Source organism: Oceanobacillus profundus (assembly GCF_003515705.1).
Taxonomy (GTDB): Bacteria; Bacillota; Bacilli; order Bacillales; family Amphibacillaceae; genus Oceanobacillus; species Oceanobacillus profundus.
In genome coordinates, this window is record NZ_QWEH01000018.1 from 46,932 (window position 1) to 60,890 (window position 13,959).

11 protein-coding genes are annotated in these 13,959 nt (G+C 37.1%); 8 read left to right on the forward strand and 3 right to left on the reverse strand.

What is annotated here, in order from left to right:
- Nucleotides 1-20 precede the first annotated feature (20 nt).
- The 3 genes from D1B32_RS19635 to D1B32_RS19645 are packed head-to-tail and all read right to left on the reverse strand — an operon-like array spanning nt 21 to nt 3,190.
- Nucleotides 21-974 (reverse strand): proline racemase family protein, encoded by a 954-nt coding sequence (locus D1B32_RS19635; RefSeq protein WP_118890218.1) that lies wholly within the window; start codon nt 972-974, stop codon nt 21-23.
- Entirely contained in the window at nt 971-2,008 is a 1,038-nt protein-coding gene (locus D1B32_RS19640) for a proline racemase family protein (RefSeq protein WP_118890219.1), read from the reverse strand. Before D1B32_RS19640 ends, D1B32_RS19635 begins: the two co-directional genes overlap by 4 nt.
- Nucleotides 2,009-3,190 carry an NAD(P)/FAD-dependent oxidoreductase gene (locus D1B32_RS19645; RefSeq protein WP_118890220.1) on the reverse strand — a complete coding sequence of 394 codons (1,182 nt, stop codon included), beginning with the start codon at nt 3,188-3,190 and terminating at the stop codon, nt 2,009-2,011. It abuts the gene before it with no gap.
- A 159-nt stretch (nt 3,191-3,349) separates the two neighbouring features.
- Here D1B32_RS19645 and D1B32_RS19650 point away from each other — a divergent pair, with 159 nt between their 5' ends.
- From D1B32_RS19650 to D1B32_RS19685, 8 genes are all read left to right on the forward strand, one after another.
- Nucleotides 3,350-5,062 (forward strand): sigma-54 interaction domain-containing protein, encoded by a 1,713-nt coding sequence (locus tag D1B32_RS19650; protein ID WP_240033854.1) that lies wholly within the window; start codon nt 3,350-3,352, stop codon nt 5,060-5,062.
- 71 nt (nt 5,063-5,133) lie between these two features.
- A complete protein-coding gene (locus D1B32_RS19655; protein WP_118890221.1) occupies nt 5,134-5,406 on the forward strand; it encodes a (2Fe-2S)-binding protein in 273 nt (90 codons plus the stop codon).
- The gene (locus D1B32_RS19660; protein ID WP_118890222.1) at nt 5,403-5,741 is read left to right on the forward strand and encodes a (2Fe-2S)-binding protein; all 339 of its coding nucleotides are present in this window, start codon (nt 5,403-5,405) and stop codon (nt 5,739-5,741) included. The genes D1B32_RS19655 and D1B32_RS19660 overlap by 4 nt, the downstream gene beginning before the upstream one ends.
- Nucleotides 5,734-6,957 (forward strand): NAD(P)/FAD-dependent oxidoreductase, encoded by a 1,224-nt coding sequence (locus D1B32_RS19665; RefSeq protein WP_118890223.1) that lies wholly within the window; start codon nt 5,734-5,736, stop codon nt 6,955-6,957. Before D1B32_RS19660 ends, D1B32_RS19665 begins: the two co-directional genes overlap by 8 nt.
- Before the next feature lie 234 nt (nt 6,958-7,191).
- A complete protein-coding gene (locus D1B32_RS19670) occupies nt 7,192-9,231 on the forward strand; it encodes a hydantoinase/oxoprolinase family protein (protein ID WP_118890224.1) in 2,040 nt (679 codons plus the stop codon).
- Nucleotides 9,224-10,966 (forward strand): hydantoinase B/oxoprolinase family protein, encoded by a 1,743-nt coding sequence (locus tag D1B32_RS19675; RefSeq protein ID WP_118890225.1) that lies wholly within the window; start codon nt 9,224-9,226, stop codon nt 10,964-10,966. The genes D1B32_RS19670 and D1B32_RS19675 overlap by 8 nt, the downstream gene beginning before the upstream one ends.
- A 110-nt stretch (nt 10,967-11,076) precedes the next feature.
- The gene (locus tag D1B32_RS19680) at nt 11,077-12,408 is read left to right on the forward strand and encodes a purine-cytosine permease family protein (protein WP_118890226.1); all 1,332 of its coding nucleotides are present in this window, start codon (nt 11,077-11,079) and stop codon (nt 12,406-12,408) included.
- 181 nt (nt 12,409-12,589) lie between these two features.
- Nucleotides 12,590-13,693, forward strand: coding sequence for a M24 family metallopeptidase (locus D1B32_RS19685; protein ID WP_118890227.1), 1,104 nt, complete (start codon nt 12,590-12,592; stop codon nt 13,691-13,693).
- Nucleotides 13,694-13,959 lie beyond the last annotated feature (266 nt).

Consider the following 13,959-nt stretch of genomic DNA (forward strand, 5'->3'; position numbering starts at 1 on the left):
CCTCCTGTTTAATTAATTTCTTATTTTAATAAAAACCCTTCAGATAATGGATCTGTCGGATCTAAAACATATGTCTGTATACCCGTAATAAATCCGCGGGCTGAAAAACTAAAACTGTAAACGCCTTCAACTTCTGTTGAAAGTTCACCGATCAATTTAGCATTAAAAATACTTTCATTTTCAATTTGCCTATCTGCACATATATCGCCATTTTCTAATAAATAAGTACTGCAAGCAGCTAGTGTGCCAAACCCTGGAGAACGAACAATATAAGCATCTGGACGGAATGTTACCGTATTGATTTTGCCTTTATTTTTCTCCGAATGATCCAGCAAGATGATTCGGCTGAAAGCATGGTTGCCTCCCAGGGCTTCAATCGCCTTTTTCCCCCATTGATTAATGTCGGAAAGGTTCTCGATCGTAATATCAAAAGGCAGCCCTGCTTTATCATAAATCGCATAAAAATGATCGCCTTGAACGAAAGCAACTTCTGCTTGTAAATCTAAATAGGAGACTGGCACATTGGTTTTTACAACCTGGTATGGCTCGCTTTTTAACGCAACAGCTTTTACTTCATCGTCTTGTAGAGTAGCCGTAACAGTAACAATACCGCTGACGGTTTCAATGTTATATTTAGCTGAAGGTTTTGCCTTTAACTGCCCAGACTCCAGTAATGCGGTTAGGACCGCAACAATTCCACCATATTGCATTGGAACAGTTCCATCATGATCAAAAAAGACAACAGCTACATCGGCACCACTTCTAAAAGGCGGAACGACCAAACAGCCATTCAGTCCAGCAAATCCACGTGGCTCATTTAAAAGAAGTTTTATTTCTAGCTCGTAGATAATTGGAAACTGCTCATTCAGCTCATGTAAACTTTGATAATAACTAAATGGTACGTCCTTAATAATTCGGTAAGCTTCCCCTGCTACGTGTACATCGGTTGCTGTGTAAGTTGTTTTAATCTTCATGTTATATCCTCCATTTCATGTTCCATTGGGGGAATAAGTAAAAAGCCTTCTTTAAGCGGATCTTCCTCATTATAGAAAAACCGGTGCATACCCATTAACCAGGCTGAACCAGTAACTTCTGGAATAACAGCTCCTACATTCTTTACAATAGTTGTATTTAAAATTCTTGCTTTAAATAAAGAACCAACAATACTCTCATGCACAAACAATTCGTTTTCTGCTATTTCACCTTTGTGATACATAACTGATAACTTTGCAGACGTACCTGTACCACATGGCGAACGATCGATTCCACCAGGAGGAACGACAACAGTATTCTTCACATCTGCTTCTGGATGAACAGGATCTGTGTAAAATTCAATATGCGTTAACCCATGGATAAATGGAAATTCTGGATGTACTATCTTCTCCGTAGCATTAATTGTATTGCGAATGGTAATTGCTTTTTCAATAATCGAGGAAGCATTTTCTTTTGTTAATTCAATTCCTAGTTTTCTAGCATCAATAATGCCATAGAAATTTCCCCCATAAGCAATATCACATTCCACTTCTCCAATTCCTTCTACATCTATTTTGATGGTCTTTAATAGAAAGGAAGGAACATTGGAAAAGGTTACTTCTTCTGCTTTGCCATTAGTCACTTTAATGGTGACTTTAATTAAGCCAGCTGGAGTATCTAATTTAAGATAGGTATATGGCTCAGAAACCTCGACCAGACCTGCTTCAATTAACGCAGTACAGCAGCCAATAGTATCATGACCACACATTGGAAGATATCCGCCCGTTTCGATGTAAATGACCCCGAAATCCGCCTCAGGGTGGCACGGTTCTACAAGTAGAGCACCTGACATCACCTCATGTCCTCTAGGCTCATTCATTAAAAATTTTCGAATCCAATCGTAATGTTCATCCATATAAAGCATTTTTTCTGACATCGTATTTCCCTTAATCGGTGGAAGTCCACTAATAACGGTCCGTGTTGGATTTCCACCAGTATGTGTATCAATTGTTGAAAATAGACGCTGAAACTTCATCTATTGAACCACCCTTTCTTTAAATCGATCATGGCGAAGCGGTTGAACTGGTATGCAGTTTTGTTTCTCTGATAACATTTCTTCGATAAGTTTTCCTGTCACAGCCGCCAAGCTAATTCCATCTCCTTCATGCCCTGCTGCAATATAAAAACCAGGAACTTCTTCTACATGAGAAACGATAGGCAGGTGATCCTCTGTCCACGGTCGTAAACCAGCGTAGGTCCGAATAACTGTCATATCCGCTATCTTCGGATAAAAGCGAACAGCCCTTCTCGCAATATACTTCGTTACTTCATGATTCACAGTCGTATCGAACCCATTGAATTCCCTACTACTCCCAATCAGAAAATTTTGGCTTTCCGTTGGTTCAAACACTAGGGCAACCCCATATTTTTCTGTCAATTCATCCACTTGTCTTTCGCCACCAAACTTTGAAATAAGATAACCGAATTCCATTACCTTTCGCAATCCTACAGGTTGCTGTCTCGATGCTACAATAAGCTGTCCTTTTCTTGGTTTAATGGGAATAGTCACTTCTAACATTTCTCCAATAAAAGGTGCCCATACCCCACATGCATTCACCACTTTGTTCGCTGTAAATTTGCCATTCGTTGTTTCAATAGCAAATTGGCCAGATTGATTTTTGGCTACATTTGTTACCTCTGTCTTCGTATGTACCTTTGCTCCAAACTTTTCAGCACGATGAAACATAGAAAAAGTTAGCATGTATGGATTTACTGTCGAATCGGTCTTACATTCCAGTCCACCGAATAGATCATCTGCAAAATACTTCGATTCATTTTTTAAATCAGACCGATCAAGCATTCGAAAATCCAATCCAGCACCCTTTTGTTGCTGCACCCACTTATGTGCTGCTTCCATTTCTTCATCATTCTCACAAACCAAAATACTCCCTGGGTTACGATACTCAAATGGTTGCTCTAGATCCTTACTCAATTCATGTACCAGTTGCTGACTTTTTAAAGACATTTGACTATCAAAGCCTGGATCTTTGTCTATAGCCAAAATGTTTCCATCACACCTTGAAGATGTTCCACTAGCTAGTTCATTCTTTTCTAACACCGTTATCTCCAATCCTGCTTTTGCTCCATAATAGGCTATAGCTGCCCCGATAATTCCCCCACCAATAACTACAATGTCACGATGCTTTGCATTTCCCATTTTTAATACCTCCTTTCAAGACGCTGTTACGAGTTAATATGCAAAATGCATGCCAACAATATTCACTCTATTTTCATAACATACATTGTTTTCTGAATATGTTGATGTAAAATTATTTATAAACCTGTAAAACTTTTTATACACAAGGAGGTTAACCAAATGAATTTTGAAAAAGAATTTAAATTAGCTATGAAACAAGATTTTTTTACCATTACAGATAGAAAAGATGATGAGAAAGAGCTTAGAAGTTTACTTCAAACCAATAAACCAAAAAAGCTCCTTTTTAAAAACCAAGAAAATGTCTACTTAATTGAATTGATTCCCGATACAGACCACTTAAACTATTATCCATGCAAAGAGGTTTCAGCAGATATACATGTAAACGAAGCAATGATATTGTTAGAAAAACATCGATTCATTGTCTTAAAAGAGAAGAAAAACTACATAGGATATCTCAGTACATTCGATTTATTTAAGTTGCTTAGAAAAGAGTACAAACAATTAAATGCTTATTATCAAGCTATTTTAGAAACAATAGATGGGTCATGTACTGTTATTGATGCTAATCAGAATGTACTCGTGTGGACAAAAGGGGCAGAGAAGCTGTTTTCTGTAAAACAAAAAGATATCATTGGAAAGCCAATTACAGACTTCTTCAGTCCTGAACGGCTCGAGCTGCTAAACACCTTAAAAAACGGCGATTCCCTTCAGCACAAACAGCATAAAGCAAGAGAAGACCTTGTCGTGTTAATCAACTCCACTCCTGTTTATTTAGAAGACCAAATAATTGGCGCGGTCGTCTCTGAGATAGATATAACAAGCCAAATACGATTAAATAATGAATTAAACAATGCATCAGAAAAACTATTTGAACTTGAAAGAGAAACAAATCGATTCATACCCTCAGATCCATTTAAACTTATTCGCGGTAACAGTAAAACCCTTAAGAAAACAACTTCCATGGCTGAGAAGGCAGCAAGTACGTCTACAAACATATTAATTCATGGAGAAAGCGGAGTAGGAAAGGAACTTTTTGCCAAAGCAATTCATACAATTCGCGAAGGCAATAAAGCTCCTTTTATTGCCATCAACTGTGGCGCCATTCCTTCCTCTCTATTTGAAAGTGAAATGTTTGGCTATGAAAAAGGGGCTTTCTCTGGAGCGGACAATAAAGGAAAAAAAGGAAAGGTCGAACTAGCACAAGGGGGAACCTTATTTCTAGATGAAATTGGAGAAATGCCTTTAGAAATGCAAGTAAAACTCTTACGGCTACTCCAAGAAAAGAAATTCTATGCGGTTGGTGGAACGAAAGAGAAAACAGTTGATTTTAGAGTGATTGCTGCAACGAATCGTATCTTAAAGGATTTAGTTGAGGAAGGTAAATTTCGCGAAGACCTTTATTATCGATTAAATGTGGTAAGTCTTGAAATTCCACCGTTACGCAAGCGACCAGAAGACATCATTGAATTAACACATTACTTTTTATATGAGATATCCATTAAATATAACCGGCCAATTTATGGAATTTCCCAGGAAGTAATGCAGGCCCTGTTAAACCATGAATGGCAAGGTAATATCAGGGAGCTAAAAAATGTTATCGAGCGCTTAATTGTTTTCTCGGAAGATGGTCAGGTTAAATTAGAGCATTTACCTTTTGAAATTGATGGATTAGCAATTAAAACCAATTCGATGACCTCTATTTACAAAAATGATTCTCGTCCATTAGCTGACCGACTTCAAGAGGTTGAACGGAAAATACTTTTACATGAACTCGATAATGAAAGTGGTAACAAGAATGCCGTTGCTAGAAAGTTACAAATCACTAGAGCTACCCTATATAACCGTTTAAATAAACTTGGAATAAAAAATTGAAAGCCCGTCTCTTTTAAAAGTTGGCACGATTATTGCATGAATAACGTTGAGAAAAAGATGAGGTGATTCAATTGAGAGAAAGTGAAATGATAATTTGCAGATGTGAAGAAGTAACATATCAAGAATTATTAGATACAGCAATAACCTATAGCTGCTCGGCAAGAGAATTAAAGCTCAGAACACGCGCAGGAATGGGCTACTGTGGCGGGAGAACCTGCCGAAGCATCGTAGATCAAGTTGCAAAGCAAGTCGGAAGTGAGCAAAGCAAGAAAAATATATCATTAAAATATCAAGCACCAATTAGACCTGTTAATTTCGTGGATTTAGGAGGAGAAGGAAAATGACATTGCGCGTCACCGACCACCCAATACTCGGAAAGCTAGAAAAGAAAAAAGCAGTTACCTTTACCTTTAATGATAAACAATATACAGGCTATGAAGACGAATCTTTAGCTGCTGCACTGTTAGCAAATGAAATTCGCACCCTTCGCCATCACGAAGAAAGTGGTTCATCACGAGGAATCTATTGTAACATCGGTCATTGTTTTGAATGCAGAGTAAGTATAAACGGCAAGCAAGGAGTTCGTGCATGCCTTACCCCATTAAAAGGGAATATGATCGTGGAAAGCCATGGCAAACTGCCAACACCAGTAAGGGATTGGAGGTCTTCTGATGAATAATGTCATTATTATTGGGTCCGGTCCTGCTGGATTAACAGCAGCTATTACATGTGCTCAAAAGGGATTAGAAGTAAGTGTTATCGATGAGTACATGAAACCAGGCGGTCGTTTGCTAGGTCAACTTTATGAACAGCCAGATGGTTCTTGGTGGAATGGAATTAATGAATCTAAAAAGTTGTTCCAACAAGCAGTAAATCTTGGTGTTCAATTCTATTTAGAAACACCTGTCTTTAATATTGAAAAGAAAGATAGTCTATGGGTGGTTTACACAGATAAAGAAACCTTTCAAACAACTAATCTATTACTAGCAACCGGAGCTGCTGAGGCTCCAGTACCAATCCCCGGCTGGACATTGCCTGGTGTTATGTCTATTGGAGCAGCCCAGATAATGACGAATGTACATCGTGTAAAACCCGGGAACCGTGGACTTATTATAGGTATTAATGTTCTATCGTCCGCTATCGCCATGGAATTAAAACTCGCTGGGGTAGATATTGCTTGTCTTGCCTTACCGAAAAACAATCAAATTACGCATGAATCTGCACATCCCAAGAAGGTATTAGATTCATTACTTCACGTTGCTCATATGGCCCCTTCTACTTTTGTAAAATTAGGAAGCAAATTAATGAAAAATAATTTCATGAAAGAATTAGGTGTTACATTTTATCCTAGAAATGGTGTGAAAATGTGGGACATTCCCATTCAACTAAAAAAAGCTGTTATTGAAATTTACGGAGAGCAGGAAGTAGAAGGAGTAACCATCGCTTCGATTAGCAGTAAAGGCGAGGTTATCGAAGGTAGTGAAGAAAACATCGCTGTTGACTTTGTCTGTATTGCTGGCGGTCTTTATCCTTTAGCAGAACTAGCAGCACTAACTGGATGTCCTTTTCATTATATTGAGGAACTCGGTGGATATGTACCATTACATAATGAACAAATGATGACACCAGTAGAAGGTTTATTTGTCGCAGGAAATATTACAGGTATAGAAGGAGCAAAAGTTGCCGCTGCCCAAGGAAAAATTGCTGGGTTATCAATCGCTAAACGCAGTGGGAAACATCAGTTAGACGAAGATTTAAAAGATGCTGTCCAACAAGGAGCAGATACGAGAAAGAATGCTTATATTCAATTTCATCCAGAGGTGGATAGTGGGAGAAGGAGGATTCAGGAGGAGTGGGAGGAATACTTGGTAAATAATACTGTACAGTTTTTTTAATTTTTATACACTTGCAGAATAATAACCATCAGCAGGCATTATGTAAAAATTCTTTAAAACGCCTACACACTTTTGTAAAAATATTTATAAAAAGAATGCTACTAATGGAATCCCTTTATATAAAAACCTATAGACTTTACAACAAATTTTATAGTTGGCACAGTTGTTGCATGTACAATTTATGAAAGCGTTTAATTTATATTTAAATAATAATATCAGGGGAGGCATAATTAAATGACCAGATATCGATTAGCCGCAGATATCGGCGGAACCTTCACAGACGTAGTGTTATTTGATAATAATACTGGAGTCTATAGAACAGAAAAGGTACCAACAACACAACAGAATTTATCAGAAGGTGTATTAAACGGAATTACAAGAATGGTAGGTGATTTTAAAGAAGTTGACTTTTTCGTCCATGGGACGACTGCTGGCTTAAATGCATTTTTAGAGAGAAAAGGTGCAAAAATGGCTTTACTTGTAACAAAAGGATTTAGGGATTTATACGAAATAGGACGTGCCAATCGATCCGAAATTTACAATATTCAATATCGCCAACCTACTCCTTTAATCAAGCGTCGTCATATTTTTGAAGTGGATGAACGGGTTTTAGTGGACGGAGATGTAGAGAACCCTTTAAACATTGACGATTTAAATGAGGTTATAAATGAAATTTCAAATAATGGCTATGATTCCGTATCTGTTTGTCTTTTACACTCTTATAAGAATCCAGACCATGAAAAGCAAGTGAAAAAAGTTATTCAGGAAAAATTGCCAAGTATCTCCGTATCACTATCCCATGAAATGGTTCGTGAATGGCGAGAATATGAGCGAACTAGCACAACAATAATTAATGGTTATATTGCCCCTATCGTTGAAAAGTACTTAGCAGAATTTGAAGAAGAAATTGACCATAGAGGGTTAAATAAAGATCTTTACATTATGCAGTCTAATGGTGGGGTTATGACATCGGAAATCGCCAAGGTAAAACCTATTCAAACCTTATTATCAGGTCCTGTTGGTGGTACCATGGGAAGTCTAAAATTAGGACAAAGCATCAAAAAAGAAAATCTAATTTGTATAGATATGGGAGGAACCAGCTTTGATGTAAGTATGGTTATCAACGGCGAACCCGACATAACCTCCGAATCAAATATCGAAAAATTCCCTATTTTATCCGCAATGGTTAATATGCATACGATTGGCGCTGGCGGGGGATCCATTGCTTGGATTGAAGGAGGCGGATTACGTGTAGGACCACACAGTGCTGGTGCCACTCCCGGTCCTGCTTGTTATGGAAATGGTGGAACGGATGCAACTGTAACAGACGCCAATTTAATTTTAGGCCGAATCGATGCTGAAGGTTTTTTAGGTGGAAAGATGAAACTAGATTGGCAAGCAGCATACAAAGCTATTGAAAAACTAGCACACCAACTAGGTTTAAGAGTTATCGAAACTGCAGAAGGTATCTGTGAAATTGCTAATTCTAAAATGGCTGATGCAATACGAACTTTAACTATCTCTAAGGGAATCGACCCACGTGATTTTTCCCTTGTAGCTTTTGGTGGAGCAGGCCCGATGCACTCCATGCTAATTGCTGAAAATCTGGGTATTAAGCGAATTATTATTCCAACTCTCGCTGGTACCTTTTCAGCCTGGGGAATGTTACAAACTGATATTCGGCATGATGATGTGCGAACCTTTGTTTCTCTATTAGAAAATACGGACCAAACAAAAATGCATGAAATCTATCAAAATATGGAACAAGAGGCAGAGGAAATTTTAAAACAGCAGAAAATAAAAAAAGAAGATATTGAGTTTAATAAATTAGCTGACTTACGTTATGTTGGCCAAGAATATACTGTCACTGTTCCTTTACAATCAAGTTTAAATACTCATTCTTTAATAGATCTAAAAGACCAATTTCATAATACACACTTAAGAATGTATGGTCACAATAACCCAGAGGGCGATGTGGAAGTTGTAAACCTAAGAATTGTCAGCTTTGGAATTTTAAAGACTCAAGAGAAAGTATTTTCTGAAACCAAATCAGTAGAAAATCCAGAACCAATCAGAAGGAAAAATATCGTTTGGAATAATATTGAGATTGAAACACCAGTTTTCTCCACAAAAGATTTAGCCTATGGCCAAACTATTAATGGTCCAACCATTATTGAATCAAATACATCTACCATTGTTGTTCCAGAAAATTATCATGTTCATGTAGAAACTATGGGAAATCTTGAAGTTATCAGGAGGAATAAAAATGATTAATACAAAGTCAGCTACTTTTTTAGAAAATCCTATTACGACCGAAATCATACGGAATGCATTAATTTCAGCGGCTGAGGAAATGAATGAAAGTCTTGCACGTAGCTCCTTCTCCCCTATCATTTATGAAATGAAGGATTGTAGTGTCGGAATCTATAATGAAAATGCTGAACTGCTTGGCCAATCATCAGGACTTCCAATGTTTCTAGGCAATCTAGATGTCTGTATTATAGAAACAACGAGATTCATCGGCGGGAACAAACACTACAAACCTGGTGACATATATATTATGAATGATTCATATTTGGCTGGCTCACATCTAAATGATATTACAGTTATCTCTCCAATCTTTTTTGAAAAAGAACTAGTTGGTTTCTCTGCAACACGAGCACACTGGTTGGATATAGGTGCCAAAGATCCTGGTTATCCAATGGATGCAACCGAAATTTATCAAGAAGGTGTAAGAATCCCCCCGACTAAAATATACGATGGTGGAGAACCTAGAAAAGATATTATCAATCTAATCACTATTAATAGCCGAATGACAAAAGATGCATTGGGCGACTTAAATGCACAAATAGCTGCTTGCAGAACTGGAGAAAAACGTTTAAATGATATTATCAATAAACATGGTCTTAAAACTTTCCGCAGATCTATCAAAGACATTTTTATGCAATCAGAGCTTTTAGATAAAGAACAAATTTCAAGTATTCCTGACGGTATTTATGAGGAAGTAGGGTATCTTGATAATGATGGGGTTACTGATGAGCCAGTACTTGTTAAAGTAACAGTAACAATTAAAGGGGAGCACTTAAAAATTGATTTAACTGGATCTAGCGAACAACGCCAAGGAATGACCAACTGTGGCCAGGCCCAGACTGTGTCTGCATGCAGAGTAGCTTTCAAACATTTAATTGGACCTAATTCACCAGTTACTGGTGGGAACTTTAAAACAATGGACATTGTTGTTCCAAAAAGAACGATTTTTAGTGCCGAAGAACCTGCTGCTTGTGGTTGGTATTTCACATCTCTCGGTTTACTAATCGACCTAATAATTAAGGCATTATCTCCAGTTTTAAAAGAACAAAGTGCAGCAGCACACTATGGGGACTCTATGGTTATTACCGTTGCAGGTCAAGACGACAAAACTAAATCTTCTTTCTTATACGTTGAGCCAACTGCTGGCGGTTGGGGAGCATTTTCCGAAAATGATGGCCAGTCAGGTTTAATCAACAATTCTAATGGAGATTTTAAAAATCTACCTGTTGAAGTGTTAGAAGGAAAATATCCACTTAAAGTTAATTCTTATGGACTCCGAAAAAACTCCGGTGGTGCTGGTAAAACTCGTGGAGGTCTTGGTGTTATTAGAGAATACGAAATTAGATCAGAATCTGCCAATCTATCTTTGTGGTTTGAACGTTCTCTAGATCCCGCTTGGGGTATATTCGAAGGAAATACAGGATATCCACCAAAAGTAACTATTGAAAGTAGTCAAGGACAAGAACAGATTTTGAAAGTTAACTCAAAACTAGTTCAAAGAGGAGATTTTGTGAGGGTTGAAACTGGTGGTGGTGGTGGATTTGGTCATCCGTTTACACGATTACCAGAATTAGTATTAGAAGACTACTTAGATGGATATATTGATATCGATACAGCTTTGGTTGAGTATGGTGTCGTAATAGATATCAATTTACAAGAAGTAAATCAACAAAAAACTAAAGAATATAGAAATAAATAACTAAATGAATACAATACTGGTTCAAGAGGGGGTTTCTATCGCCTTCTTGGACCATAATAGCATATTAATTATCAGATACTTCTAATTATTGAAAAACAAGGAGGTAGCTTATGGAAAGCAAAAAGAAAGACAATGCTCTTTCTGCTGTACCTTTATCGAAAAGGCAGCATTGGATCGTTCCAGCCACTATATTTGGTGGACTTGAGTTTGCCGTGCCAGTAATTATGGTGGGATCTACATTAGCAGGCAGTTTTAGCCTTTTGGAAATTATCGGGATATTATTAATTGGTTTAGTAATTATACAGTGGATAGGAAATGGATTACAAGGTTATCTTGGTGCAAAGACAGGGCGTCCCGCATCTGTGATTGCAAGAACTAGTTTCGGTTCATTACAGGCTCGATTTTTAGTAGGGCTTGCTTTAGTTATATTAAACGTTGGATGGTTTGGCCTGAATACAGCTGTAGCTGGAAATGCCCTATCAGTTACATTAGGTATTGATTACACTGAAAGCTGGATGCTATGGGCGCTAATCACTTTAATATCTGGTTTAGTTTTTTCTCTTCCAGCAGTTCTAGGATATGACTCAATGAAATGGACAGATTATATCGCTGTTCCTGCCGGTATATTATTAATTTCTGGTGGAGTTTACTTAGCGTTAAGAGGGACAGGGTGGGATTCGATATTTTCTTGGAATCCAGAACAGTCGATCACTTTTTATGGAGCGATAAGTTTAGTACTTGGCGCAAATGTTGCTCAATGGTTGATTGCTTCTGACTATACAAGATACTCTAAACCAAAAATAAAAGATCAAGCTTTAATTCCTCTAGGCATTGTAATTATCGGCTTGCTCTTCTTCTTAACTGGCGCCATCATGTCGGTAGGCGTTGGTAACCCAGATATAGTTGTTGTCATGCAGGATCTAGGTTTTCCTATTTGGGGTTTTCTTATTTTATATGTTGCTCTTTGGACAAGTCAAATCGTAGCAAGTTACTCTATCGGTTTAGCTGCAGCAAATATGTTTAATATTAACTCAAATAAAGGTAGAGCAATATTAACCATAATTGGCTCTTTATTAGGTGTCTTATTAGCATTAGGTGGTATATTAACATATTTCCAGGAATTTTTAATACTTTTAGGTGTAACTTATCCTTCTATAGCTGCTATTATGTTTGCTGATTTCTTCTTTATTCGCAAACAACAATGGATTGATAATAAAGGTTGGAACTGGATGGCTACTATCGCTATGTTATTGGGTTCATTTATTGGCTACTTAACAGAATATATTATTCCAATCGGCATCCCTGCTCTTCAGTCATTAATATTTTCTGGAGTTGTATATATTACTCTAATGAGAGTAAAATCGAAGGTGCAACCAGACCAATTCACAAACACAAACATTGATTCTGACGATAAATATGCAGAAGGAAATATTTCAATATAATTGATGGCAATAGAGAAGGTTTATCCGTTTGGTGAGACTTTCTCTTATATTTCAACCACGCACACGTGATGTAATCACTTAGTACATGAAATATTCATGCCAAGTTACTAATGTTATCATTTTATTTCCTATTGTTTAAATCTTAATCTAAAATAAAAACATACTACAAGGAGGTATTTGTATGAAAAAGGAATACATAAAGCGTCTTGAATCCATTCAAGTATATTTACAAAACGAAAAGATTGATATCGCTATGATCACTGATCCTGCCAATGTTTTTTATTACACTGGGTTTCTCTCCAATCCACATGAACGTTTCATGGCACTAGTCATCGACAACAAAAATGAAAAAACCACGTTGTTTGTGCCTGCATTAGATGTAGAAATCGCTCGAAATGATTCTGCCGTCCAAACCATTGTACCCATCTCAGATGAAGAAAACCCATTTACCAAGCTCCAAACGAATGTAAGTGCGAACATTTTAACTTTCGGTTTGGAAAAGAAAGCTGTCAATATCTTTCGGTATCAACACTTACAAGAAAATTTCCCAACGGCTTCCTATATCGACATTCAACCTTACATCAGTTCTGAGCGAATGAAGAAGTCTCCAATTGAAATAGAACAAATGAGAAAACCAATCCAAATTATAGAAAGGGTTTTAGCAGAAGGTATCAAAAAAGTTCAAACCGGAATGAGTGAAATGGATTTAACTGCTGAATTAGAATACTTAATGAGAAAATTTGGTGCCGATGGTCCTTCTTTTTCCACTATTGTTCTATCAGGGGAAAAATCAGCTCTACCGCATGGAACACCAGGCAGTCGTACCATTGAAAATGGTGACTTTCTATTGATAGATTTTGGTGTTATTAAAGATGGTTATTGCTCAGATATAACACGAACATTTTTAATAGGAGAAGCTTCTAAAAAACAGAAAGAAATCTATAACATTGTCTTACAATCTACCAATGCAGGGTTAGATGCTGTAAAAGCAGGGGTACCACTTAGAACATTTGATATTGCTGCGAGAAATGTTATTAAAGAAAAAGGATATGGAGAATATTTTAATAATCGTATAGGTCACGGTCTTGGTATCGAAGTGCACGAGGAGCCTTCAATTCACGAAAGTAATGCAGACATAGCAGAACCAGGTCTTTTATTTACGATCGAGCCAGGAATCTATATTCCAAATTATGGAGGAGTACGAATTGAAGATAATGTTTATATCAATGAAGAAGGTAAAGCAGATGTATTGACTTCATTTCCTAAGGAATTGCAGATTTTATAATTTAGGGAAATAGAGATAGGTTGGTAAAGAACAGATAATTCCAATGCGAGAAGAGAGTATAAACTTATCCTCTTTCACCACAACTAGGACTATTCCAATCAAGAATGGTCCTCCTAAAATACCTTCAACTAATTTTCAGTAGACTTGCCCATTATGTTTAAAATTCCAATAATCTTAAGAGTATGACCATACGATTCCTTTTTAATTAGGATGGATGAATCTAAGTTTGACCAATACGCTGAGTTAGTATTAGATTCTACAACTAA